At 55.8% G+C, this 21,898-nt stretch carries 28 protein-coding genes; 17 read left to right on the top strand and 11 right to left on the bottom strand.

The window, feature by feature from the left end; genetic code table 11:
- Positions 1 to 244: 244 nt before the first annotated feature.
- From cpaB to ABWV47_RS13825, 5 genes are all read right to left on the bottom strand, one after another.
- Positions 245 to 1,114 carry a Flp pilus assembly protein CpaB gene (gene cpaB, locus ABWV47_RS13845; protein ID WP_353312778.1) on the bottom strand — a complete coding sequence of 290 codons (870 nt, stop codon included), beginning with the start codon at positions 1,112 to 1,114 and terminating at the stop codon, positions 245 to 247.
- 200 nt (positions 1,115 to 1,314) lie between these two features.
- Positions 1,315 to 1,515 carry a hypothetical protein gene (locus ABWV47_RS13840; protein WP_353312776.1) on the bottom strand — a complete coding sequence of 67 codons (201 nt, stop codon included), beginning with the start codon at positions 1,513 to 1,515 and terminating at the stop codon, positions 1,315 to 1,317.
- 89 nt (positions 1,516 to 1,604) lie between these two features.
- Positions 1,605 to 1,805, bottom strand: coding sequence for a hypothetical protein (locus ABWV47_RS13835; protein WP_353312774.1), 201 nt, complete (start codon positions 1,803 to 1,805; stop codon positions 1,605 to 1,607).
- 79 nt (positions 1,806 to 1,884) lie between these two features.
- Positions 1,885 to 2,085 carry a hypothetical protein gene (locus tag ABWV47_RS13830; protein WP_353312774.1) on the bottom strand — a complete coding sequence of 67 codons (201 nt, stop codon included), beginning with the start codon at positions 2,083 to 2,085 and terminating at the stop codon, positions 1,885 to 1,887.
- Between the two features lie 79 nt (positions 2,086 to 2,164).
- Positions 2,165 to 2,365 (bottom strand): hypothetical protein, encoded by a 201-nt coding sequence (locus ABWV47_RS13825; RefSeq protein ID WP_353312774.1) that lies wholly within the window; start codon positions 2,363 to 2,365, stop codon positions 2,165 to 2,167.
- A gap of 348 nt (positions 2,366 to 2,713) precedes the next feature.
- On the opposite strand from ABWV47_RS13825, the gene ABWV47_RS13820 reads away from it, so the two are divergent.
- Positions 2,714 to 3,541 carry a lytic transglycosylase domain-containing protein gene (locus tag ABWV47_RS13820; RefSeq protein WP_502959707.1) on the top strand — a complete coding sequence of 276 codons (828 nt, stop codon included), beginning with the start codon at positions 2,714 to 2,716 and terminating at the stop codon, positions 3,539 to 3,541.
- Between the two features lie 57 nt (positions 3,542 to 3,598).
- Here ABWV47_RS13820 and ABWV47_RS13815 read toward each other — a convergent pair whose 3' ends face one another.
- Positions 3,599 to 4,972 (bottom strand): L-serine ammonia-lyase, encoded by a 1,374-nt coding sequence (locus ABWV47_RS13815; RefSeq protein WP_353312772.1) that lies wholly within the window; start codon positions 4,970 to 4,972, stop codon positions 3,599 to 3,601.
- A 2-nt stretch (positions 4,973 to 4,974) separates the two neighbouring features.
- Positions 4,975 to 5,679: a glutathione S-transferase family protein gene (locus ABWV47_RS13810; RefSeq protein ID WP_353312770.1), complete on the bottom strand. Its 705-nt coding sequence runs from the start codon at positions 5,677 to 5,679 to the stop codon at positions 4,975 to 4,977.
- 217 nt (positions 5,680 to 5,896) lie between these two features.
- Here ABWV47_RS13810 and rpiA point away from each other — a divergent pair, with 217 nt between their 5' ends.
- The 5 genes from rpiA to ABWV47_RS13785 all read left to right on the top strand — a co-directional run bounded on the left by rpiA (position 5,897) and on the right by ABWV47_RS13785 (position 10,350).
- Positions 5,897 to 6,685, top strand: a complete 789-nt coding sequence (rpiA, locus tag ABWV47_RS13805) for a ribose-5-phosphate isomerase RpiA (protein ID WP_353312768.1) — start codon at positions 5,897 to 5,899, stop codon at positions 6,683 to 6,685.
- Positions 6,686 to 6,699: 14 nt separating this feature from the next.
- Positions 6,700 to 8,055 (top strand): glutathione-disulfide reductase, encoded by a 1,356-nt coding sequence (gene gor / locus ABWV47_RS13800; protein ID WP_353312766.1) that lies wholly within the window; start codon positions 6,700 to 6,702, stop codon positions 8,053 to 8,055.
- An 81-nt stretch (positions 8,056 to 8,136) separates the two neighbouring features.
- Positions 8,137 to 9,282, top strand: a complete 1,146-nt coding sequence (hflK, locus tag ABWV47_RS13795) for an FtsH protease activity modulator HflK (protein WP_353312764.1) — start codon at positions 8,137 to 8,139, stop codon at positions 9,280 to 9,282.
- A gap of 1 nt (position 9,283) precedes the next feature.
- Positions 9,284 to 10,153 (top strand): protease modulator HflC, encoded by an 870-nt coding sequence (gene hflC / locus ABWV47_RS13790; RefSeq protein WP_353312762.1) that lies wholly within the window; start codon positions 9,284 to 9,286, stop codon positions 10,151 to 10,153.
- Positions 10,153 to 10,350, top strand: coding sequence for a DUF2065 domain-containing protein (locus ABWV47_RS13785; RefSeq protein WP_353312760.1), 198 nt, complete (start codon positions 10,153 to 10,155; stop codon positions 10,348 to 10,350). The genes hflC and ABWV47_RS13785 overlap by 1 nt, the downstream gene beginning before the upstream one ends.
- Positions 10,351 to 10,428: 78 nt before the next feature.
- Here the strand turns inward: ABWV47_RS13785 and ABWV47_RS13780 are convergent, their stop codons facing one another.
- Positions 10,429 to 11,601 (bottom strand): thiolase family protein, encoded by a 1,173-nt coding sequence (locus ABWV47_RS13780; protein ID WP_353312759.1) that lies wholly within the window; start codon positions 11,599 to 11,601, stop codon positions 10,429 to 10,431.
- Between the two features lie 191 nt (positions 11,602 to 11,792).
- Between ABWV47_RS13780 and ABWV47_RS13775 the strand changes: the two genes are divergently transcribed.
- The 4 genes from ABWV47_RS13775 to ABWV47_RS13760 all read left to right on the top strand — a co-directional run bounded on the left by ABWV47_RS13775 (position 11,793) and on the right by ABWV47_RS13760 (position 14,662).
- Positions 11,793 to 12,122 carry an STAS domain-containing protein gene (locus ABWV47_RS13775; RefSeq protein WP_353312757.1) on the top strand — a complete coding sequence of 110 codons (330 nt, stop codon included), beginning with the start codon at positions 11,793 to 11,795 and terminating at the stop codon, positions 12,120 to 12,122.
- A gap of 33 nt (positions 12,123 to 12,155) precedes the next feature.
- Positions 12,156 to 12,590 (top strand): ATP-binding protein, encoded by a 435-nt coding sequence (locus ABWV47_RS13770; protein ID WP_353312755.1) that lies wholly within the window; start codon positions 12,156 to 12,158, stop codon positions 12,588 to 12,590.
- A 104-nt stretch (positions 12,591 to 12,694) separates the two neighbouring features.
- The gene (locus ABWV47_RS13765; RefSeq protein WP_353312753.1) at positions 12,695 to 14,272 is read left to right on the top strand and encodes a gamma-glutamyltransferase family protein; all 1,578 of its coding nucleotides are present in this window, start codon (positions 12,695 to 12,697) and stop codon (positions 14,270 to 14,272) included.
- A gap of 3 nt (positions 14,273 to 14,275) precedes the next feature.
- On the top strand, positions 14,276 to 14,662 hold the full coding sequence (locus ABWV47_RS13760; protein ID WP_353312751.1) for a rhodanese-like domain-containing protein: 387 nt from the start codon (positions 14,276 to 14,278) through the stop codon (positions 14,660 to 14,662).
- 54 nt (positions 14,663 to 14,716) lie between these two features.
- Here ABWV47_RS13760 and hspQ read toward each other — a convergent pair whose 3' ends face one another.
- A complete protein-coding gene (gene hspQ / locus ABWV47_RS13755) occupies positions 14,717 to 15,043 on the bottom strand; it encodes a heat shock protein HspQ (protein WP_353312749.1) in 327 nt (108 codons plus the stop codon).
- An 83-nt stretch (positions 15,044 to 15,126) separates the two neighbouring features.
- Here hspQ and ABWV47_RS13750 point away from each other — a divergent pair, with 83 nt between their 5' ends.
- The 5 genes from ABWV47_RS13750 (at position 15,127) to ABWV47_RS13730 (ending at position 19,181) form a co-directional block, all read left to right on the top strand.
- Positions 15,127 to 16,008 (top strand): AEC family transporter, encoded by an 882-nt coding sequence (locus ABWV47_RS13750; RefSeq protein ID WP_353312747.1) that lies wholly within the window; start codon positions 15,127 to 15,129, stop codon positions 16,006 to 16,008.
- 74 nt (positions 16,009 to 16,082) lie between these two features.
- On the top strand, positions 16,083 to 16,670 hold the full coding sequence (locus ABWV47_RS13745; protein ID WP_353312745.1) for a transglycosylase SLT domain-containing protein: 588 nt from the start codon (positions 16,083 to 16,085) through the stop codon (positions 16,668 to 16,670).
- A gap of 191 nt (positions 16,671 to 16,861) precedes the next feature.
- On the top strand, positions 16,862 to 17,020 hold the full coding sequence (hemP, locus tag ABWV47_RS13740) for a hemin uptake protein HemP (protein ID WP_353312743.1): 159 nt from the start codon (positions 16,862 to 16,864) through the stop codon (positions 17,018 to 17,020).
- The gene (locus ABWV47_RS13735; RefSeq protein WP_353312741.1) at positions 17,017 to 17,547 is read left to right on the top strand and encodes a hypothetical protein; all 531 of its coding nucleotides are present in this window, start codon (positions 17,017 to 17,019) and stop codon (positions 17,545 to 17,547) included. The genes hemP and ABWV47_RS13735 overlap by 4 nt, the downstream gene beginning before the upstream one ends.
- Before the next feature lie 167 nt (positions 17,548 to 17,714).
- Positions 17,715 to 19,181: a Do family serine endopeptidase gene (locus tag ABWV47_RS13730; protein ID WP_353312739.1), complete on the top strand. Its 1,467-nt coding sequence runs from the start codon at positions 17,715 to 17,717 to the stop codon at positions 19,179 to 19,181.
- 75 nt (positions 19,182 to 19,256) lie between these two features.
- Here ABWV47_RS13730 and ABWV47_RS13725 read toward each other — a convergent pair whose 3' ends face one another.
- Positions 19,257 to 19,820 carry a peptidoglycan-binding domain-containing protein gene (locus ABWV47_RS13725; protein WP_353312737.1) on the bottom strand — a complete coding sequence of 188 codons (564 nt, stop codon included), beginning with the start codon at positions 19,818 to 19,820 and terminating at the stop codon, positions 19,257 to 19,259.
- A gap of 248 nt (positions 19,821 to 20,068) precedes the next feature.
- On the opposite strand from ABWV47_RS13725, the gene ABWV47_RS13720 reads away from it, so the two are divergent.
- Together ABWV47_RS13720 and ABWV47_RS13715 are read left to right on the top strand one after the other, a co-directional pair.
- The gene (locus ABWV47_RS13720; RefSeq protein WP_353312735.1) at positions 20,069 to 20,392 is read left to right on the top strand and encodes a 2Fe-2S iron-sulfur cluster-binding protein; all 324 of its coding nucleotides are present in this window, start codon (positions 20,069 to 20,071) and stop codon (positions 20,390 to 20,392) included.
- A gap of 26 nt (positions 20,393 to 20,418) precedes the next feature.
- Positions 20,419 to 21,159 carry an FG-GAP repeat domain-containing protein gene (locus ABWV47_RS13715; RefSeq protein ID WP_353312733.1) on the top strand — a complete coding sequence of 247 codons (741 nt, stop codon included), beginning with the start codon at positions 20,419 to 20,421 and terminating at the stop codon, positions 21,157 to 21,159.
- Between the two features lie 81 nt (positions 21,160 to 21,240).
- Here the strand turns inward: ABWV47_RS13715 and ABWV47_RS13710 are convergent, their stop codons facing one another.
- Positions 21,241 to 21,852: a LuxR C-terminal-related transcriptional regulator gene (locus ABWV47_RS13710; RefSeq protein ID WP_353312731.1), complete on the bottom strand. Its 612-nt coding sequence runs from the start codon at positions 21,850 to 21,852 to the stop codon at positions 21,241 to 21,243.
- Positions 21,853 to 21,898: the final 46 nt, after the last annotated feature.

Here is a 21,898-nt window from a genome sequence, read left to right as displayed (position 1 = left end):
CCTGCCTCTCGATCACGCCTCGGTTCGTGGATCTTTTGCCCACATTTCCCGACACTCTGCGCCAAATGCAGAATTATTGCAAGAATCAAAGGTTTTGAGCGCTATTTTGATCTGCGTCGATGTGTGCCTTCGGTCACATGGCGCGACGATTGCGGGTGTTTCCTTAACAAAACAAAGGCGCCCGTACCCGGACGCCTTTTTTGATAAGTGTGACATATTTTGTCTATGGGTGGCCAAAGCCAACTCAATTGGTGCAGGGGATCGGAATTTCTATCACCTGGCCGCCCTTGCGGTTCTTGATGGTGCAGACCTTGGGCTGCTCGACCTGAACGATCTTTTCCTCAACCGCTAGAGGCGCGTCCACCAACCCGAGCAGTGACTTCTGATCAACCTCGATCACCGCAGCCACTGTCTCGTCGCCCGCGCCCACCAAGGACAGGGACAAACGGCCAGAGCTTTGCGCAAAGTTCAATGCAGGAACCTCTTGGGACGCGACGGCAACCGTGACTGTGCGGGCGATACCGCGGCCTTCCATCTCTTCGTTGACGGATTGGTCAACCGCGATCAGCTTCACGTTTGGCTGGATCAGCTTTGTGAACTCGCCACGTTTGGATTTGTCATTTTCAACGCGTCCGGTCCAGTAAACATCCACACGATCACCCGGCCGCAACAGGCCTGACACACCACTGGTAACATCCACTTTGACGGTGAAGGCGCGTTCGCCAGCTTGCAGCCGCGAGGAAATCCCCGCCTCTTGGCCCGGTTCGGTGGTTTTGGCAGCAATCAACAGCTCGCCCTTTTCCATCGTACGCAGTACCACACGTTGAATATTGTTACCGTCCGGGAACAACACATCAGCGTCGGTGAACATGCCCTCGGGCATTGCCGCCTTGGGCCATTTGACCCGACGCACGTCTTTCAATTCGAGTTTTTCGCCGAACTTGATTTGGCGTGACACGATAAAGCCGTCCACCAGTTCAATGGCAGGGGCGCTGTTTGCGCGCGCCAACTCGGCCTTGCGTTCCTGTTCTTTGATGTAGTTCTGCGCCATGTAGACAGAGAATCCTGCGATCCCCAATCCAATCAGCAAAACAGCTGCAAATATAGCACGCATGGGTTCCACCTCATTTTCTACCCCGACTCACATATCGAGCCGGGCGTTGCTCATCTGACAATCTGCCGTGCAAATGTGGCAAATTGAGGGAGGCGTGTGGCTGCTTTCATGGCCAAACACGACAATTCTTGAGAGCGCAAACGACAAACGGGCGACCTGTGAAGGACGCCCGTTGGTGCGCAATGCATAACGTGCAAGCGTTACTCAGTAGCGATTGCCGAACTGCTCGCGTCAGCCGTGTTCAAAGTGATCGCAGCGGCAGTCACAGGTGCGTCAGCAACAGATTCAATGGCAGCAAATGCAGCAACGGCCAAACCAACAACACCGGCGGTCAGTACGACCCAATCTACGGTGACGGCACCAGCTTCGTCTTTGCGGAAATTTGTGATGAACGTTTTCATGGCGTTCTCCAGTACTAGGGGCGGAGGCAGACTCTCCATAAGGACGAAGGGGCACTGTATCTGCGCCCCTTCGGTCGATTCAGCCGAAATTACTCGGTTGCGATCGCAGTAGTTGTTGCGTCTGCACCGTTCAGAGCCACAGCAGCTTCAGTTGTCAGCGTGCCGGTTGTGGATTCGATTGCAGTGAAAGCTGCTACGGCCAGGCCAACAACGGCTGCAGTCAGAACAACCCAGTCAACAGTTACGGCGCCAGCTTCGTCTTTGCGGAAGTTTTTGATGAATTTGATCATTGGTAGTCTCCAAAATAGATGTGTCAGACAAACAGGGCGGCGCGATATGGGCCGCGCCCGTTCATGAGATCAGCCGAAATTACTCGGTTGCGATTGCAGTAGTTGTTGCGTCTGCACCGTTCAGAGCCACAGCAGCTTCGGTTGTCAGCGTGCCGGTTGTGGATTCGATTGCAGTGAAAGCTGCTACGGCCAGGCCAACAACGGCTGCAGTCAGAACAACCCAGTCAACAGTTACGGCGCCAGCTTCGTCTTTGCGGAAGTTTTTGATGAATTTGATCATTGGTAGTCTCCAAAATAGATGTGTCAGACAAACAGGGCGGCGCGATATGGGCCGCGCCCGTTCATGAGATCAGCCGAAATTACTCGGTTGCGATTGCAGTAGTTGTTGCGTCTGCACCGTTCAGAGCCACAGCAGCTTCGGTTGTCAGCGTGCCGGTTGTGGATTCGATTGCAGTGAAAGCTGCTACGGCCAGGCCAACAACGGCTGCGGTCAGAACAACCCAGTCAACAGTTACGGCGCCAGCTTCGTCTTTACGGAAGTTCTTGATGAACTTGATCATGATGTGTCCCTCCAAAGGATCAATGTGTTTGTGCCACCCTGTCAGACCTTTTGGCGTGTCTCTCTCGTGCCAGCCCGACTTGGTATGGATGCAATATCCTTTCGGAATGGGGCGGGAATTGGGCGCAAGTGGTTCGATTTTGGATCAAATGCAAAATGTTGGATTTTGTGGCTTAAGCCGTTGAAAATAAACATTTTAAAATGAAAAATTTTGTTAACCTTAATGCTGAGCGGGGCGTTGAGGCGGACGAATCGCAACGAATTTCTCGGGTTAGAAGGGCTAAAACTGGCCTGTTGCAGCCAAATCTGCGAAACTCTTAAAAAAATGGGTCCGAGCAGGATTACACATATGGTTGCTTTATCAATCGCAGGTCGTCTGGCGCTGTGTTGTATGTTGGGTTTCGCAGGGGCCTCGGTTGTGATGGCCGATGGTCCAAAGCCGTTCGCGGATTTCTCTGCCAAGCGCGTGACGCCGCCCAAACCTGGGCAGAGCAAGCGCATCACGGTTCAAATAGAAGCCGTGTCTCCGGATGCTGTTGACCTTGCTGAGGACAATGCAGTGGGCGCCGACGGAAACACAACAGCGCCGCTGCCAGTTGGGTGGTTTTGGAACGAGATTTCTCCGGACCTAGGCGCCAGCGGGCCGGGACGGCTTGAGCCAGCACTTCAGCGCTTGTCCAATCCGCCAGAGGGCAAGCGTTTGGCAACACCTCGACTGTCAACACTGCGCAGCATTGCGCAAGAACACGGCACGGACATTCTGATTGCGACAATCGGCAAGCAGGTGTCCCCTGCGCTGATCTTGGCGGTGATTGCGGTGGAATCCGGTGGGCAAGTGGACGCCAAGAGCGGTGCAGGCGCGCAGGGGCTGATGCAGCTTATGCCCGCGACGGCTGCGCGTTTTGGTGTGGAAGACGTGTTTGACGGGGTGGACAACATTTCCGGCGGCGCGAAATTCTTAGATTTTTTGATGGAAAAGTTTGACGGGGACCCCATTCTGGTTCTTGCCGGATACAATGCGGGCGAGAACGCGGTGACCGAACACAGTGGTGTGCCGCCTTTTGCAGAAACGCGCGCTTATGTGCCCAAAGTGTTGGCTGCGTTTCAAGTCGCTCGTGCCTTGTGCCAAACCCCGCCGGAGTTGATCTCTGATGGCTGTGTTTTTGCTCAGCCCTAAAGCACGCGCATCAGGCTTGATTGGGTCTCAGTATACAAAGGCCAAGACGCAGCCAATTTAACAGTTGGGCACGTTCACTGCGAGGCCACCCAGCGAAGTCTCTTTGTACTTCTCATGCATATCTGCCCCGGTTTGGCGCATGGTTTCAATCACCGAGTCGAGCGGAACAAAATGTTGGCCGTCCCCTCTAAGGGCAAGAGAGGCTGCGGACACCGCTTTGATGGCGCCAAGCCCATTGCGTTCTATACAGGGCACTTGCACGAGCCCTTTTACCGGATCACACGTCATGCCCAAATGGTGTTCAAGCGCGATCTCCGCAGCGTTTTCAACCTGCGCCGGGGTGCCGCCCATCACAGCGCAAAGCCCGGCTGCGGCCATCGCTGCCGCGGACCCAACTTCGGCCTGACAGCCAGCTTCGGCACCTGAGATGGAGGCGTTGAATTTGACCAACCCGCCAATCGCGGCGGCCGTCAGCAAGAACTCGTCAATCCGAGACGCTGTTGCGCCAGGGACATGATCAATCCAATAGCGGATCACCGCCGGCATCACACCTGCGGCCCCATTGGTGGGGGCGGTGACCACTTGGCCACCGGCTGCGTTCTCCTCGTTCACCGCCATGGCATAAGCACTCATCCAATCGTTGATGGTGTGCGGTGCGTTGAGGTTCATGCCACGTTCCGCCTGCAGTGCGTCATGGATGCCCTTGGCGCGGCGGCGCACATTCAAACCACCGGGCAAGGTGCCATCGGTGGTCAGTCCGCGCTCGATGCAGTCATTCATCACCTGCCACAGACGCGCACAACCACGCGACAGGCTGTCAGAGCAGCCACGGGCGATTTCATTGGCGTGCTTCATCTGCGCAATTGACTTTCCCGAGTGCTCGGCCATTTCCAGCATCTCGGCGGCGGTCTTGAAGGGGTAGGGCACCGGCGCGCCGTCATCTGTGTCTTTGCCATCAGACAGCTCAGCCTCTGTGAGGACAAAGCCGCCACCAATGGAATAGTAGGTTTCCTGCAGGATCACGTCGCCCTGCGCGTCAGTTGCCATAAGGATCATACCATTGGCATGGCCGGGTAGATTGGGGCCGAAGTCAAATTTGAGATCTTCGTGCAGATCAAACCGCAGTGCAGGCAGGCCCTCCGGGGTCACCATTTGGGAGTCGCGAATTTTTTGCAGCGCAATCTCTGCTTTGGCGTGGTCGTAGCTGTCCGGCATAAAGCCTGCGAGGCCCAAAATGGTCGCTCGGTCTGTGGCGTGACCGACGCCCGTGAAAGCCAGAGATCCATGTAATGTGGCACGCAGTCCATGGGCTTCGAAAGGGGAGCTTCGCAACAGGTCTAGGAAGCGCGCGGCGGCGACCATAGGGCCCATCGTGTGGGAAGAGGAGGGGCCGACGCCCACTTTGAACATGTCAAAGACGGAAAGAAACATGGTTAGATCGCCGATCCTTCAGGGGGGTGTGGGGGCTTTGGTTGGGTAAACGGGTGCGCAGACATACCTTCAGCAGCACAGAGCGCGGTCACGCTGGCGCGCGCCTGCAAACGGGCGGCCATATGTAAAAGGTTTGGCCACTCTGAGATAACAAACCAATCGGTGCTGTCATTGGGGTAGAGCGCCATCCAGCGCATCAATGCAGCCATATAGAGATCCAGTGCTGAGGGTGTTTTGCCGTTGCACCAGTCGTGACCAGCGCCAGCCACAGCCTCCATCAGCGTGAGCCCCTGTAGCACGTTGGCGCGGGCACCCGCAGTGAGCGCAGGCGCGGCCTCGGGGGCGTCGGGGATGTATTGCGACGGATAGAATGTCATCCGAAGATTGGCGTGCAGCGTGTTTGACACGTAAAACAGCCATTTCAGAAAGTGCGGCCGGTCCGGGCTGTCGGGGGGAGGGGCAAGCGCCTTATGGCTGTCCGCCAACCACAGCAAGATCGCTGCGGTCTCAAACATCACTCCAAAAGGTGTTTCTAAGGCGGGTATTTTGCCTGCAGGGTTAATGGCGCGAAAAGCGGCTGAGTTGTGCGCGTTTTGTTTGCGATCCACCAAGATGGTTTCATATGGCAAATGCAACTCTTCCAGCGCCAATCGAATGATCAGCGACGCGTTGTCTGGGGCATAGTGCAGGCGCAAGAGATCGGTCATGAAAAACCTGTAGCGGTCGGTAAGAAACGGAGGTGGCGCAAAAGCGACGTTTCCGATAGGAAACACGCACAATTGTGGTCGTCAAGCGTCTGTGGCGTTGCCACAGGGACTCAAAAGCGACAAAAGCGCTATGGCTGTTTGATTTTTGCACAATCGACACTCGCCCCCGGCCCGCTTCTTTCCTATAAAGTGGCAAAGCATGCAGGGAGTTGCCGCAATGTCCGGAGAATTGTCGCCCATCGACAAGGCCAAATTTGTCGCCGCCAAACGCGCCACCGACTATGTTGAGGATGGCATGCGTGTGGGGTTGGGCACCGGGTCGACCGCGGCGTGGTTTGTGCGTTGTCTCGGAGAGATGGTGCGTGATGAAGGTCTGCGCATCAAAGGCGTTCCGACCTCGACCCGAACCGCGCAACTGGCGCGCGAAGTGGGCATCGAAGTGATGAGCTTGGATGAAGCCAAATGGCTGGACGTGACAATTGACGGTGCTGATGAGTTTGACGCTGACCTCAATCTGATCAAAGGCGGGGGCGGAGCACTTTTGCAGGAAAAGATCGTGGCGACCGCCTCTGATCAAATGGTTGTGATTGCAGACGTGGGCAAAGAGGTGGAAACGCTGGGCGCGTTCCCTTTGCCGATTGAGGTGGTGCCCTATGGCTGGCAAACCACACAGGCGCTCATTGAGGAAACCCTTGTCAGCATGGATGTTCTTGGCCGTTCAAGCACCTTGCGGATGAATGGTGATGCGCCGTTTATGACCGATGAGAACAATCACATTCTGGACTTGCACCTCAACCGCATTGGCGATGCGCGTCAGTTGGCGTTGGCGATCAATCAGATGCCGGGTGTGGTTGAAAACGGCTTGTTTATTGATATCTGTGACGCGGTTGTTGTGGGCTATGGAGATGGGCGTGTCGAAGTGCGTGACATCAACGCCGGCACAATCGAAGAGGCGATGCTCGATTTCGCAGAAACAGACAATCTGTTCACGGACCTCGTGGACTAACATAAAGGCAAATCATGTCCTTTGATTATGATCTCTTTGTCATCGGCGGTGGCTCCGGTGGTGTACGGGCTGCGCGCGTCGCGGCAGCTGAAGGTGTGAAAGTCGCACTGGCCGAGGAAGACCGCTATGGCGGCACCTGTGTGATCCGCGGATGTGTCCCCAAAAAACTGATGGTCTTTGCGTCTGAGTACGCAGGCATGGTTGAGGATGCACAGGCCTATGGCTGGGACATCACCCCCGGCGCTTTCAATTGGGACGCATTCAAGGGCAAGCTGCATGCAGAGCTTGACCGTTTGGAAGGCATCTATCGCAACCTGTTGAAAAACAGCGGTGTTGAGAGCTTTGATCTGCGCGCCAAAATGGTGGATGCGCATACGGTTGAGCTCGCAGACGGTACACAGAAGACGGCGAAGCACATTCTGTTGGCCATGGGCGGGCGCCCGGTGTGGCCTGATCTGCCCGGTGCAGAATTGGGTATCAGTTCCAATGAGATTTTCCATCTTGAGAAGTTGCCTGAAAGCATCTTGATCGTTGGTGGTGGCTACATTGCCTCTGAATTTGCCGGGATCATGAACGGTCTTGGGGTCAAAACCACACAGTTTTATCGCGGCGCGCAAATCCTGCGCGGCTTTGATGATGAGGCGCGCGGCCTCGTGGCCGAAGAAATGCGCCAGCGCGGTGTGGATATCCACTGTGGTACCAATGTGCTCGAAATGCGCAAAGAGGGCGACAAGATCTGGGTGAAAGCCACCAATGGTGAGGAACGCCTGTTTGATCAGGTGATGTTTGCCACCGGTCGTGCCCCCAACACAGATGATATGGGGCTGAAAGAGATCGGCGTAACGCTTGGCCGCAAAGGAGAAGTTGTGGTTGATGACTACAGCCAGACCGGTGTGCCCTCCGTTTTTGCCGTCGGGGACGTCACCGACCGCGTGAATTTGACGCCAGTGGCTATTCGCGAAGGCATGGCCTTTGTGAACACGGTGTTTAAAGGCGAGCCAACTAAGGTGGATCATGACTTGATCCCGACAGCAATTTTTACCCAGCCAGAAATGGGCACAGTTGGGCTCAGCGAAGAAGAAGCGGCAGCGCAGGAACCTATTGAGGTTTATGCTACAAGCTTTAAACCAATGCAGCAGGCCTTTGCCGGTCGCGCCGAACGTGTTCTGATGAAGCTGATTGTCAGCAAGGCCACACGCAAAGTGCTCGGCTGTCACATCGTCGCACCGGGCGCGGGTGAGATGATCCAGCTGGCCGGCATCGCCGTAAAGATGGGCGCAACCAAAGAAGATTTCGATCGGACAGTGGCGGTACACCCGACAATGTCTGAAGAACTGGTAACCATGAAAACGCCTGTGCGCAGCCTCTGAGCTGAGTATGGGTTGATTTTTCCGGCGTAACCCTCAGGTTTAGAGGGACGCCGGAGAATAACGAGAAAGGGAAGATCCCGAATGGCAGGTAACAATGGCGGCCCCTGGGGAGGGGGCGGCAACAATCAAGGCGGCGGTGGAAATCGCGGCGGAGACAACAACGGTGGCGGGCGACGCCCCCCCGAAGGTGAAAATCCGCAGATTCCCGACATCGATGACCTGATGAAAAAGGGTCAGGATCAGCTGCGCGTCCTGATGGGCGGTCGTGGCGGTCAAGGTGGCGGTGGCCAAAATGGCAGCGGTCAAGGCGGCTCAGGTGGGCCAGGGCTGAACCGTGGCACCGTGGCGATTGGCGCGTTGGTTGCTGTTGGTCTTTGGGCCTTCTCAAGCTTCTACTCAGTTAAGACCGAAGAACGGTCCGTTGAGTTGTTCCTTGGTGAATACCTCAAAACAGGGCAGCCGGGCTTGAACTTCGCACCATGGCCGTTTGTCACTGCCGAAGTCATCCCGGTGCTTGTGGAGCAATCCGAACAAATCGGTGCTGGGTCTCGCGGCGGCGATGCGGGCTTGATGCTGACGGGTGACGAAAATATCGTCGACGTGGATTTCCAAGTTGTGTGGAACATCAACGATCCTGCGCAATATCTGTTTAACTTACGTGACCCGGAGCAAACCATTCAGGCGGTGTCTGAATCGGCAATGCGCGAAATCATCGCGCAATCCGAACTCGCTCCGATTCTGAACCGAGATCGTGAAGTTATTGCAGATCGTCTCGAAGAGCTGATTCAGCTCACATTGGACAGCTACAATTCTGGCATCAATATCGTGCGTGTGACTTTCGACGGTGCCGATCCACCCGAGTCCGTAAAAGACGCCTTCCGCGAAGTGCAATCTGCGGGTCAGGAACGTGACCGTTTGGAAAAGCAAGCTGACGCATATGCCAACCGTGTGACGGCTGGAGCGCGTGGTGAAGCTGCGCAAATCCTTGAAGAAGCCGAAGCGTATCGCGCACAGGTCGTCAACGAGGCGGAAGGTGAAGCCAGCCGCTTTACGGCTGTTTTGGAAGAATATGTCAAAGCACCGGACGTCACCCGCAAGCGCCTTTACCTTGAAACCATGGAAGAAGTTCTGGGTGGTATCGACAAAGTGATCATCGACGAACAATCCGAAGGCTCTGGTGTGGTGCCGTATCTGCCGCTCAACGAGCTGCGCAAGGGGAGCAACTGATATGAAAAAGACAACGTATCTTTTGCCGATCTTGGTGGTCGCGATTGCTGCATTTCTGTCCTCGATCTTCATCGTGGACGAGCGTGAAAAAGCACTGGTTCTTCAGTTCGGCCGCGTGGTTAACGTCAAAGAAGATCCGGGTCTGGCCTTCAAATGGCCGATCATCAACGAAGTTGTCACCTATGACGATCGCATTTTGAGCCGCGAAGTTGGTCCTTTGGAAATTACCCCATCGGACGATCGTCGACTGGTGGTTGATGCCTTTGCGCGCTACCGCATTGTAAACGTCACTCAGTTCCGTGAAGCGGTAGGGGACGGTGGTGTGGCCTTTGCTGAAACCAAACTGGACCAGATTCTGCGCTCTCAAACGCGTGCGATTTTGGGCTCGGTGAGCTCCAATGACATCCTGAGTTCGGATCGTGCCGCTTTGATGCTGCGCATTCGCAACGGGGCCATTACAGAGGCGCGTTCTCTGGGGCTGGAAGTGATTGACGTGCGGCTTAAACGCACCGATTTGCCACAGGCCAACTTGGAAGCAACCTTTGCACGGATGCGCGCAGAGCGTGAACGTGAGGCCGCTGACGAAATCGCCCGTGGTGAAGAGGCTGCACAGCGTATCCGCGCGACTGCAGATCGTACGGTTGTAGAGCTGGTGTCCAAATCCAAACGGGAGTCAGAGATCACCCGCGGTGAGGCTGATGCCCGACGCAACGCGATCTTTGCCGATGCCTTTGGCGCGGATCCTGAGTTCTTTGAATTCTACCGCTCACTGAACGCTTATCGCGGCGCGCTGCAATCTGGGAACTCCACCATGGTGTTGTCGCCGAACAGCGATTTCTTCAACTATTTCAAGGATGCAGAAGGCCGGTAATGGTTGAAACTGCACTTCTTGCTCTAGGGCTTGTCTTGATTGTAGAGGGGCTGGTGTACGCACTGGCCCCTTCTGTCGTCGAAGAATTGCTAAACATGCTGCGCGCCATTCCCGAAACGCAAAGACGGTTCTTTGGGTTGGCCGCGTTGGGTTTGGGGATTGCGGTTGTTTGGATCGCCAAATCCTTCGGCGCCTAAGCATACCAAGCAACACCAAACAAGAAAACGCCGCGAGGAACTGTCGCGGCGTTTTGCATTTTTTCAGGTATGCGTGTCTTACATTCGCTCAATGGCAATCGCCGTGCCTTCGCCGCCGCCAATGCAAATCGCGGCCACACCGCGTTTGAGCCCTCGTTTCTCGAGAGCGTTGAGTAAGGTCACCATAATCCGCGCGCCGGACGCGCCAATTGGGTGTCCCAAGGCGCAGGCCCCTCCGTTCACATTCACGATGTCACGGCTCAAACCCATTTCATGCATGAACGCCATGGGCACCACTGCAAAGGCTTCGTTCACTTCCCAAAGGTCGACGTCCTCTTTGGCCCAACCAATCTTCTTCAACAGTTTTTGCGTCGCTGGAACCGGCGCGGTTGTGAACAAACCTGGTGCTTGTGCGTGGCTTGCGTGGCCAACAATTTGAGCACGTACATTCAGACCCTGCGCGCGCGCCGCATCCTCGGACGCGACAATCAACGCGGCCGCGCCATCCGAAATTGATGAACTGTTTGCGGGGGTGACTGTGCCGTCTTTTCTAAATGCGGGTTTCAGGTGCGGGATTTTTTCCGGCCGTGCATTGCCGGGCTGCTCGTCTTCGCCAACCACCAAGTCACCCTTGCGGGTTTTGATTGTGACAGCGGCAATCTCGCCTTCAAACGCACCCGATTTCTGTGCATCCAACGCATTGGACAGCGACTTAAGCGCGTATGTGTCCTGCGCCTCTCGGGTGAATTGAAAGCTCTCAGCGCAATCCTCGGCAAAGGTCCCCATCAGGCGCCCTTTGTCGTAGGCATCTTCCAGACCATCCATAAACATATGGTCGATCACCTGTTGATGGCCAATGCGCGCACCGCCTCGCATTTTTGGCAACACATAGGGCGCATTTGTCATGCTTTCCATGCCGCCCGCCACCATCACGTCTCGGTCCCCCAGCGCCACAGCGTCATAGGCCATCATCGCGGCTTTCATGCCGGATCCGCACATTTTGTTGAGCGTGGTGGCCGGGACATCTTCACCGAGTCCGCCTTTGAAGCCTGCCTGTCTGGCAGGGGCTTGTCCTTGACCTGCGGGCAACACACAGCCCATCAGAACCTCGTCCGCAGTTGTCGCTCCCGCATTTTTAAGGGCCGCGCGAATCGCAGTACCGCCCAGCTCTGCGGCCTCCACACCGTCAAACGCTCCTTGAAATCCACCCATAGGTGTACGAGCGGCCCCCGCTATCACTACTTTTCTCATGGCTGCACTCCTCTTTCGCTACGAAATTTTATTTCTCCATGGCCATGCATGACAATCTTTGCAAGGATGTTACAGACCCTAAAGGTGGGGTAAACCATACGAGTAAGTCTATGCGCACATTGACATGCTCATAGATTGGTAACGAATAAAGGATACAGTTCATTACGGACGAAAGGTGAAGGAGACGTCATATGAATCTGTCAAGTAAGGCAGAGGGTGATGCTTTGGTGGTATCTGTTCATGAAGCGCGGATTGACGCGTCTGTCGCGATTCAATTCAAAGATCGAATGCGTGAAGAGACCGAAAGCGCCCTTGGGCGGGTCGTCCTGAACTTATCTGAAGTGGACTTTATCGATTCCAGCGGGTTGGGTGCTATCGTGGCTGCCATGAAGCAGCTGGGCGGTACAAAGCCTTTGGAGCTCGCCGGTCTGAACGAAAATGTCGATAAAGTTTTCCGATTGACGCGTATGGACACGGTATTCAGAATTCATAATTCTCTAGATGACGCAGTTGCCGTCTGACTTCCTAGGTGCACAGTAAGGGCCCTCATTAGAGTGACAAACCCGCAGGCTGACATTCACATAGAGCTTAAAGGCACACCTCAAGAGGTGAGAAATGCGCTGGAAACACTGCGGCATAAATTAACGGCGCAGGAGTTTGCGGCGTGTAACGCTGGAATTCTGGAAATTGTTTTGGCTGAGGTGCTCAACAATGTTGTGGAGCACGCATTGGCCGGACGCAGCGACGGGCAAATCATCGTCGCCTGTAATTATGCGGAACACTGTTGGTTTGTCGAAGTGCGTGACAACGGCAGTTCGATGCCGGGGTCGCAGCTTCCAGATGGGGTGATGCCCAGTCTCGACAAAGAGCTTAAAGACCTGCCTGAGGGCGGATTTGGTTGGGGTCTGGTGCGCTCTTTGGCCGAAGATATCGACTATCAGCGACACTCAACCGGCCACAATGAGTTGAGTTTCCGGGTGCCTGATTAAGCAGCCTCATCACAATACTGCGAAAAAAACCAATAGGCACGAGCCCTTAAGCTTGCAAAGCCTGTGTCCCCCCTTAAACTTCACATGTGAACGAGGGAGGTTCTATGCGCGATTTTCATTTTCCAGGCCGCTCACCTGTTATGGCGGTAAATGGTATGTGTGCCACATCCACGCCTTTGGCGGCAGAGGTTGCCGTTAACATTCTGCGTCAGGGTGGAAACGCCATGGACGCGGCCATTGCGGGCGCTGTTCTGCTTGGAATTTGTGAGCCCGCATCGACCGGCATTGGGGGAGACTGTTTTACTCTTATGTCTCCGGCAGGGAGCGATGAAGTCTTCGCATTCAACGGGTCTGGTCGGGCGCCAAAAGCGGCGAATGCCGCTGACTTACGTGCAAAAGGGCTTGCCGCTGTGCCCCTGTTTGATGTCGACGCGGTGACAGTGCCCGGCGCAATTGACGGTTTTTGTACGTTGTCTGATCAATATGGCAAGCTGGGCATTGCCGACAGTCTTGCCCCTGCCATTCACTATGCTGAGGCGGGTATCCCGGTGGGGCCGCGCTCAGCCTTTGATTGGAAACTCTGTGAGAATGTTCTTAAAGGACACGCCCGCCGCCACTATTTGACAAACGATAAGCCTCTCACCAAAGGCGATCTTTTTCGGGCACCCGGACAAGCCGAAGTGCTGCGCCGCGTTTCTGCACAGGGGCGAGACGCCTTCTATACTGGCGAAATCGCCGAGGATATGGTGACCACTCTGCGTGCGCTTGGCGGCGTGCATACAATGGAAGATTTTGATGCCACCGCGGGCAATGAAACCACGCCAATTGGCGGCACCTACAAGGGTGCCGAGCTTCTTGAGCATCCGCCAAACGGGCAGGGGGCAACGGCCATCTTGTTGCTCAATATTCTCAAGCATTTTGACATTGCGGGAATGGATCCTTTTGGAACTGAGCGGACACACATCGAGGCTGAGGCCGCAAAATTGGCCTATGACGCCCGTGACAGGCTGATTGCTGATGCAGACGCCACCACACGCACGGCGCATATGTTGTCGCCCGACACCGCAGAAAAGCTGGCGGCGTTGATTGATCCCAGGCGTGCCATGGGGGCCGTCGCGCCGCGGACCGAAGCTGTGCACAAAGACACCGTGTACCTCTCGGTGGTCGACAAAGACGGCATGTCCGTGTCGATGATTTATTCGATTTTCTACGGCTTTGGGTCGGGCATCGCCTCTGACAAATTTGGCATTCTGATGCAGAACCGAGGCGGGGGCTTCACCTTGCAGGACGGCCACCCGAACGAAATGAAAGGCGGCAAACGCCCTATGCACACCATCATACCCGGCATGGTGCGCCGGGAAGGCCGTGTTGAGATGCCGTTTGGCGTGATGGGCGGGCACTATCAACCCAACGGACACGCCCGCGTGCTCTCCAATATGGAAGATTTTGGCATGGATCCGCAAACCGCGCTGGATTCACCACGCTCTTTTGCTGAGGACGGTGATCTGAAACTTGAGCGCGGATACAGCGATGCGGTCAAACAGGAACTGACGGATATGGGGCACAACGTTGTGGTGCCGGATGCGCCCATCGGCGGGGCACAGGCGATCCGCATTCATAAAAATGGCGTTCTTGAGGGGGCCTCTGATCCGCGCAAAGACGGCGCGGCAATAGGGTATTGAGGTATGGCAATCACTCCGATCAAAGAATTGGTGCAAGCTGCCAAGACTGAAATCCGCAGTCTGGATCAAGCGGAGGCAGAGCACATGGCGGCGCAAGGAGATGCGCTTTTAGTGGACATCCGAGACCCGCGTGAATTGAAACGTGAAGGGCGCATTGAGGGCGCTTTTCACGCACCACGCGGCATGTTGGAGTTCTGGATTGCACCAGACAGCCCCTATCACAAGCCCGAGCTGGCAACAGGCAAAACCCTCATTTTGTTCTGCGCCAGCGCATGGCGTTCCGCGTTGTCTGTCAAAGCCTTGCAGGACATGGGCGTGGAAAACATCGCCGAAATGGAAGGCGGTTTCAGCACATGGAAAAAGCGCGGCGCGCCGGTGGTGCTCGATTAAACAGAAACGCCGGGTCTCTTTGGCCCGGCGCAATGCAGTGGTGGTGTGTCGGGATCAGTTCATCTGAAAGTGAAGTGGATAGGCGCCATCTTCAAACGGTCCAAACATCTCATCCAGATCTGGGTGGCTCACGGGCTCACCAGAATAGTCCGCAATCAGGTTCTGCTCGGACACATAAGCCACGTAGTAGCTTTGGTCGTTTTCCGCCAACAGGTGATAAAACGGCTGATCCTTTAGAGGACGGCTGTCTTCTGGAATGGCCTCGTACCATTCTTCCGTGTTGGAGAATTCTGGATCCACATCAAACACAACACCGCGAAACGGGTGTTTGCGATGGCGGACAACCTGACCGAGGTAATATTTTGCGCGTGTTCTAAGCATGTATTGCAGCCCCTACCTCTCAAAGTTAGACCCTGCAAGGGGGCTTTGTCCAACTTTAGGCGAATTTTAACAGGAAACAGTCTGTGAACCTTATCTTAACAGTCTTGGAAATTGTGGCCCCGGTGTTCTTGGTTGCTGGTGTTGGATTTGCCTGGGTGAAAGCGGGTTTTGAATACCGCATTCAGTTTGTCACGCGCCTTGGGGTCAATTTGGCGGTGCCCTGTTTGATCTTCACGGCGCTCATGAAAACCGATGCGGAGCTGGCGGATTTGGCGCGGCTGACCTTGGCGGGGGTGGCTGGATATGTCGTCATCGGCGCTTTGGGCTGGTGCCTGTTGAAGGTGCTTGGTTTGGATCTGCGCAGCTACCTAGCGCCGTTCATTTTTGGAAACACGGGCAATCTGGGTGTGCCGCTTGCGCTGTTCGCCTTTGGGCAAGCCGGGCTTGAGGCTGCGGTGGTACTCTTGGCTGTCACCGCGCTCTTGTCGTTTACGTGGGGGATTTGGCTGGTTGCGGGTGAGGGTGCCTTTGGCAAAATGCTGCAAGAGCCGATGATTTGGGCGACGTTGCTGGGGGCTGTGTTCCTTGTGACAGGGTGGAAAACGCCAGATTTTCTGACAGAGACGTTAGACTTGATTGGTCAAATGGCGATTCCATTGATGCTTTTGACACTTGGCGTCGCGGTGGCGCGGCTCACGCCGGGGCGTGTTGTGACCGCTATCTATCTCTCTGGTCTAAAGTTTTTGATCTGCGCCGCAGTGGGCTGGGCATTGGCTGGTGTATTTGGCCTGGGAGGCACGCTTTTTGGTGTTCTTGTCTTGCAAATGGCCATGCCGGTGGGGATCAGCAGCTATCTGCTCGCGGAAAAATACGAGGCGGACGCAGAGGCGGTGGCCGGTTTTGCTGTGGTCTCGACGCTTGTGTCGGTGGTTTGCTTGCCGCTGCTATTAACCTTGCTTCTGTAACCAACCAAATGTGATTTACCCTTCCGAGGTAATTCCGTTAGACTGACAAAAAAACAAAACATAGCGAGAGGCAGATGAGCAGACTTCTCTTCGCGTTGGTGATTCTTGGATTTGTGGCCGCCTGCGGTGGCAAAGACACGAGTGCGCCGCGCAATCTAGACAACGCGTGTGCGATTCTCCAAGAGAAGCCGCATTTTAAACGGGCTTTTGTGTCCACCAAACGTAAGTGGGGTGTCCCCGTGCACGTGCAGATGGCTGTGCTCTATCAAGAGAGCAAATTCATCTCTAACGCGCGCACACCCCACAAGTACGCCTTGGGCATTTTGCCGATGGGCCGCCAAAGCAGTGCATATGGCTATGCGCAGGCGTTGGATGGCACGTGGGATCAATACAAACGTGAAACGCGTAACCGTGGTGCGCGACGCGATAACATCAAGGATGCGTCTGACTTCATGGGGTGGTATTTCGCTGAATCCCGTGAACGCAACGGGGTGTCGATGCATGACGCTCGGGCGCAGTATCTAAACTATCACGAGGGACACACAGGTTATGCCCGCGGAACTTATCGCAGCAAGGCATGGTTAAACCGCGTGGCAGATGAGGTCGCAAGCCGATCGTCTCGATACCAGTCTCAGCTTAAGAGCTGTTCCCGTATTTGGTAGTCGGCCACTTCGGGATCAACAATTGAACACAAAGAGCGCTCTAAAAAGGGGCGCTTTTTTTTGCTTAGCGCTGGATTTTCGTGTCAGAGCAGCGCGTGCCAACATGGCGCTTGACTAATCCGACTAAAACAATCAGAAAAGACTCAGCCACCCAACGGGGAGCCATTGACCACACTTTCTTGGAGAGCCCCATGACCATCCAAAGCCAAATGACCGACTACGTTGCAGCCCTGCCAGTACATGATGCACAGGCATTGACAGGCGAAAACGGACTGGCCCACATTCGGTTGAACGATCAACTTTACACACTGCGCATCACCCGCGCGGGCAAATTGATCCTGACAAAATGAATGCCGCAGCAACCGCTGGTGCTCAGCGGGTGGGTTGGTTGGGTGATCTGGATGACGTTCAACGGCTGGCCGTGCGCTGGTTGCGCCATTGGGAACGTGACCCCAAGCAACAGGCAGAACTTCATAGCTTGCTGGCCTCCGGCCTCGGCGTAGAGCGTGCACGCAATGCGGTCGCAGTGTTTGGCGATCTGATGGAAATTGGTGGTCAGTACGGCCGTCGTCAGCTCTGTCGCCACGGGTGTTCTTGTCGCTGTTTGGGCGCGGATGAAGCTGTTTTTGCCCATATGGTGTCAGCCGCAGCAAATGGCGAAACCGAAGACGCCGCTTTGTTGGCAGCTCTCGTTGTGCGCCCAGATATGGCCATGTGTTTCGCCGGTTTGGCTGCGGAGTTTGGCATGGCGTTGGCGGCTGCGTCTCGGGTTTTTGCGGCACGCCCGCGGCCATCTCGCCCTGACAATCAGGGCGCAAAGAGGCGGAACCCGTCCGAGCCTCACGTATCGTTGGCATCACGACCAACATTGCATTGATCGGCCTGCACCAGCTCTCTGTGTAAGGGTACGTCTCACATCTGCTTCACGCGCAATTGTACCGACGCGAGTGTCATGACCTTGCACTCAGGACAAGGAGCGCACATTCTCTAGTCAGATGTCAGGCAAACCCTGACCCGATACGAAACACCAAAGGAGAGCCGATCGTGTTTTCTGACACACTCACGGACACACGTCCGAACACCCCGCTTTGGCGGGCAACTTGGGTTACACTGGTGGCGGCCGTGGTCGTCGTTGCACAGGCTGTTTCTGCCGACGCCCGGCCCGATAGTTTTGCGGATCTTGCGGATGAAATCAGCCCCGCAGTGGTCAATATCACCACATCCACGGTTGTGGCTGGGCGTACGGGGCCGCAAGGCATCGTGCCCGAAGGATCGCCTTTTGAGGATTTCTTCCGGGAATTCCAAGATCGCGAGGATGAAAATGGGGATCGACCACGCCGCACCTCTGCGCTGGGCTCCGGCTTTGTGATCTCTGCGGATGGCTATGTGGTCACCAACAACCATGTGATCGAAGGGGCAGATGAAATCCTGGTCGAGTTCTTTGAGGGCGGTGAATTGCCTGCCAAAGTGATCGGCACGGACAAGAACACCGACATCGCGCTGCTGAAAGTGGAAAGCGACGAACCCTTGGACTTTGTGGAATTCGGCAACAGTGACACAGCGCGAGTTGGCGATTGGGTCATGGCCATGGGCAACCCGCTTGGCCAAGGCTTTTCGGTCTCAGCGGGCATCGTGTCCCAACGTGGTCGGTCGCTGCAAGGCGCTTATGATGACTACATTCAGACCGACGCGGCCATCAACCGCGGCAACTCCGGTGGTCCATTGTTCAACATGGATGGGGATGTGATTGGTGTAAACACCGCCATCCTGTCCCCCAATGGCGGCTCCATCGGCATTGGCTTTTCCATGGCGTCCAACGTGGTGACCAAAGTGGTCGATCAGCTGCAGCAATTTGGTGAAACCCGCCGTGGCTGGCTGGGCGTGCGTATTCAGGACGTGACCGAAGATATGGTAGACGCTGTTGAAGGGCTGAAAAACGCCTCAGGCGCGATGGTCACCGATGTCCCAGAAGGACCCGCGATGGAAGCGGGTATGCAGTCTGGTGATGTCATCCTTACGTTTGACGGCACGGATGTGAAAGATGTGCGCGGGCTTGTACGCACCGTTGGCAACACCACCGTTGGCAAAGCTGTGGATGTCTTGGTGCTTCGCAATGGTGATGAAGTCACGTTGTCCGTCACCCTCGGCCGGCGTGAAGAAGCCGAAGGCGCGGTCCCTGCCAGTCAGCCAGTGCCTTCCGATGAGCCTGTGACCAAACAGATCCTCGGACTGACCTTATCCGAACTGACAGATGAGCTACGTGCTGAATTGGATCTGGATGACAAGGTGGATGGTCTGGTTGTCACCGATGTAGACGAGGCGTCGAGCGCTTTTGAAAAAGGCCTGCGTGCGGGCGATGTTCTGACCGAAGCGGGCCAGCAGACCCTCGACAACATGTCTGATCTGGAAGACCGCATCGCGGAGGCCGGTGAGGCAGGGCGCAAATCCCTTCTGCTGTTGGTGCGCCGTGCGGGTGAACCCCGCTTTGTGGCACTCAACCTCGAAGAGTAGATCATAGTTTTAAGAATGTTGAAGGGCGCCCATCGTGGCGCCCTTTTTTATGTGAAGCAGCTATATGTGAAGCAGCTAGACGGCGTCACGCGGCACCGCGATCAACCCCAATCTTCGGGCGCTTTCCAAAGACAGGATCGGACTGTCCAACCCTCCAGCTGTTTGATAGCGTCGGATGGCAGCGCGTGTGCGTGCGTCCTGAATGCCGGAGATCCCACCATAATATAGGCCTCGCACCTTAAGCGCCCGCTGCAAAGAGGCGGTGAACTCTTCGGTCCATACTTCTTCACAGGGGGTTTCAAACCACAGTTCCCGACGCTCTTTGACGATGCGTTGCTGCGTTTCAGTGCGAAAAATTCCCGGTGCCAACACGGTGCCATCTGCCAAGACCTCCGGAGGCTGCACCATGATTTGTTCGGTGACGGTTTCAAGCACAGCAGGGGTCACATTCCGTCCCCAACAGCTTCCGGGGCGCGCGTTGGGGGGCGCACCAGCGTCTTGCGCGCGCACGATCTCCGGTTCATTGAAGGCAGCAACGTAAGGGGCGTCGGCGATCGGGGCATCACAGCTCGCTACACACAGCAGCGCTAGGAGTGCCGAAAAGGCAACAGCCGGTCGTGCGGTAGAATATGTGGGCATGCTCGCGCCTCATCAGTTTTTTGTAATGTAGCGCCTTTTGCACTGCAGCGAAACTCCGACATGGCGCAGTTGATTTTGGCGCGATGATCTCAGGCCGCACAAGCACTGTTGTCTCAATACACCGCAGGTGCGGATGGTTTGCGTTGTTTTCTTACGGAAAGCGACTGTTGAAGTCGCAAAAGGGGGTGGAAGCAGAGCCCCAGCTTGACTAACTAGGAATGCGAACAGTTTCACCAAAGGAGCCAGGCATGGCCAAAATCACCTATGTCGAGCATAACGGAACCGAACATGTCGTAGAGGTCGCCACGGGGCTGACTGTCATGGAAGGCGCTCGTGACAACAATATTCCAGGTATTGAAGCCGATTGCGGCGGGGCCTGTGCCTGCTCGACCTGCCATGTTTACATTGATTCTGCCTGGGTTGAGAAACTGCCCGCCAAAGATGACATGGAAGAGGACATGCTGGATTTCGCCTTTGAACCAGACCCCGCCACCTCACGTTTGACCTGTCAGCTGAAGGTAACGGATGCATTGGACGGTCTGGTGGTCAAAATGCCTGAGAAACAAATCTGATGGTTTCGGCGGCGCGGCGTCCTCTGATGCGTTTGCTGCGCCGTAGCGCGCGCCGCGCTTGGCATGTTCTGTGCGTGGTGCTGGTGGTGCCTGGGAGCGCCGCATTGGCGGATATCAAGGCTGCCCGTTACACGAAGGAAACCACCCGATACGCCCATGGAGTGTTGGGTGATGCGGTGGAATACGGCGCGCTGGAGATCACGCTCACAAATGGTAAGCGACGTGTCCTGACGTTGCCACAAGACCGGGTGTTTGAAGACATCGCACCACGCCTCGTTGATGTGGACGGAAACGGCGATGTTGAAGTGATCGTGGTGGAAAGCAGTCAATCTGGCGGCGCGCGTCTTGCGATCTATGACGAAACGGGCCTGCGTGCAGCGACTCCGCATATCGGACAGCGCAACCGCTGGCTGGCCCCGGTTGGTGCCGCTGATCTCGACGGCGACGGCCATATGGAAATTGCCTATATTGATCGGCCGCATTTGGCCAAAACTCTGCGTGTCTGGCGTTACAAAGATGGTGCTCTGACCGAAGTGGCCAACAAGGCGGGTCTCACCAATCATCGTATTGGCGAGGACTTCATTTCTGGCGGCATTCGAGATTGTGACCAGACTGCCGGCCAAGGCCTCGAAATGATCACCGTCAACGCCAACTGGTCTCAGGTCATTGCGACATCCTTTGACGGCAAAACCCTGACCTCACGCGCCATTGGTCCCTTCAAAGGCCAAGCCAGCCTGCGTGCCGCGCTGGCCTGCAAAGCCAACTAGGCTTCTCCTTCCTGACATATCCCAGGATGAATTGGCCGCAGGCAAAGAGGGGCTGGCCCTGCCCACCTTCAAAGCAAAGACTTACCGCACAGTTCCATCACTGGCGGAATAGATATGCCGCGTGCCAATTGCACCCAATGACTGAAACAGGCTCGCGGTGTTGGACACACCAAACTTCTTCAACAATTTCCCCCGGTGCACCTCCACTGTGCGGTTGCTCATCTCCAGCTTGATGGCAATCTCTTTGCTGGTCAGCCCCTCTGCCAAAAGCGAAAACACCTCGCGCTCCCGGCGGGTCAGCGCCTGATAAGGGCGGGTGTCTGAAATATCGGCAAAACTCCACACCGCGCGCTGCAACGGGTCTTCAGGTGTGAATGTATGCCCGCGCACGCGACACCAAAACATCTCGCCGTCCTGACGCATCATCACCCGCTCATCCCAGTAAAAATTGCCATCGCGCAACTCCTGCACGCCGCGATTGCGGATGTTGGTGAATTCTTCTTGTGTGGGATACAGGATTGCGAAGGTGCTGTCTTTGAGCGCTTCGCGGGTGTAGCGAAATATCTCGGCAAAGGTGTCGTTGCAATCGCGGATCATGCGGTTTTCGGTCACCACAATGCCCACAGGCGCAAAGCTGAACGCCAGTTCCACAAAATCGCCAGTCGCAAACGCGTCTTCCACCGAAATGGTCATGTCATCTCCCCCAGTTGTGGCGGAGGATAGGGCGCTGCACAGATGG

The sequence above is a fragment of the Shimia sp. NS0008-38b genome (assembly GCF_040370365.1).
Classification (GTDB): Bacteria; Pseudomonadota; Alphaproteobacteria; order Rhodobacterales; family Rhodobacteraceae; genus Shimia.
The sequence above is the reverse complement of the archived record's forward strand: the minus strand, read 5'-3'. Positions and strand labels throughout refer to the sequence as shown.

Excerpts from the sequence above, each read along its gene's own strand:
- ABWV47_RS13820 (WP_502959707.1), top strand. The coding sequence starts at position 2,714 with ATGGTTGCTTTATCAATCGCAGGTCGTCTGGCGCTGTGTTGTATGTTG.
- hemP (WP_353312743.1), top strand. The coding sequence starts at position 16,862 with ATGACCATCCAAAGCCAAATGACCGACTACGTTGCAGCCCTGCCAGTA.
- ABWV47_RS13815 (WP_353312772.1), bottom strand. The coding sequence starts at position 4,972 with ATGTTTCTTTCCGTCTTTGACATGTTCAAAGTGGGCGTCGGCCCCTCC.
- hflK (WP_353312764.1), top strand. The coding sequence starts at position 8,137 with ATGGCAGGTAACAATGGCGGCCCCTGGGGAGGGGGCGGCAACAATCAA.
- ABWV47_RS13745 (WP_353312745.1), top strand. The coding sequence starts at position 16,083 with ATGAGCAGACTTCTCTTCGCGTTGGTGATTCTTGGATTTGTGGCCGCC.
- gor (WP_353312766.1), top strand. The coding sequence starts at position 6,700 with ATGTCCTTTGATTATGATCTCTTTGTCATCGGCGGTGGCTCCGGTGGT.
- ABWV47_RS13760 (WP_353312751.1), top strand. The coding sequence starts at position 14,276 with ATGGCAATCACTCCGATCAAAGAATTGGTGCAAGCTGCCAAGACTGAA.
- ABWV47_RS13810 (WP_353312770.1), bottom strand. The coding sequence starts at position 5,679 with ATGACCGATCTCTTGCGCCTGCACTATGCCCCAGACAACGCGTCGCTG.
- ABWV47_RS13780 (WP_353312759.1), bottom strand. The coding sequence starts at position 11,601 with ATGAGAAAAGTAGTGATAGCGGGGGCCGCTCGTACACCTATGGGTGGA.
- rpiA (WP_353312768.1), top strand. The coding sequence starts at position 5,897 with ATGTCCGGAGAATTGTCGCCCATCGACAAGGCCAAATTTGTCGCCGCC.
- ABWV47_RS13830 (WP_353312774.1), bottom strand. The coding sequence starts at position 2,085 with ATGATCAAATTCATCAAAAACTTCCGCAAAGACGAAGCTGGCGCCGTA.
- ABWV47_RS13765 (WP_353312753.1), top strand. The coding sequence starts at position 12,695 with ATGCGCGATTTTCATTTTCCAGGCCGCTCACCTGTTATGGCGGTAAAT.
- ABWV47_RS13835 (WP_353312774.1), bottom strand. The coding sequence starts at position 1,805 with ATGATCAAATTCATCAAAAACTTCCGCAAAGACGAAGCTGGCGCCGTA.
- ABWV47_RS13785 (WP_353312760.1), top strand. The coding sequence starts at position 10,153 with ATGGTTGAAACTGCACTTCTTGCTCTAGGGCTTGTCTTGATTGTAGAG.
- ABWV47_RS13840 (WP_353312776.1), bottom strand. The coding sequence starts at position 1,515 with ATGAAAACGTTCATCACAAATTTCCGCAAAGACGAAGCTGGTGCCGTC.
- ABWV47_RS13715 (WP_353312733.1), top strand. The coding sequence starts at position 20,419 with ATGCGTTTGCTGCGCCGTAGCGCGCGCCGCGCTTGGCATGTTCTGTGC.
- hflC (WP_353312762.1), top strand. The coding sequence starts at position 9,284 with ATGAAAAAGACAACGTATCTTTTGCCGATCTTGGTGGTCGCGATTGCT.
- hspQ (WP_353312749.1), bottom strand. The coding sequence starts at position 15,043 with ATGCTTAGAACACGCGCAAAATATTACCTCGGTCAGGTTGTCCGCCAT.
- ABWV47_RS13735 (WP_353312741.1), top strand. The coding sequence starts at position 17,017 with ATGAATGCCGCAGCAACCGCTGGTGCTCAGCGGGTGGGTTGGTTGGGT.
- ABWV47_RS13710 (WP_353312731.1), bottom strand. The coding sequence starts at position 21,852 with ATGACCATTTCGGTGGAAGACGCGTTTGCGACTGGCGATTTTGTGGAA.
- ABWV47_RS13825 (WP_353312774.1), bottom strand. The coding sequence starts at position 2,365 with ATGATCAAGTTCATCAAGAACTTCCGTAAAGACGAAGCTGGCGCCGTA.
- ABWV47_RS13775 (WP_353312757.1), top strand. The coding sequence starts at position 11,793 with ATGAATCTGTCAAGTAAGGCAGAGGGTGATGCTTTGGTGGTATCTGTT.
- cpaB (WP_353312778.1), bottom strand. The coding sequence starts at position 1,114 with ATGCGTGCTATATTTGCAGCTGTTTTGCTGATTGGATTGGGGATCGCA.
- ABWV47_RS13725 (WP_353312737.1), bottom strand. The coding sequence starts at position 19,820 with ATGCCCACATATTCTACCGCACGACCGGCTGTTGCCTTTTCGGCACTC.
- ABWV47_RS13720 (WP_353312735.1), top strand. The coding sequence starts at position 20,069 with ATGGCCAAAATCACCTATGTCGAGCATAACGGAACCGAACATGTCGTA.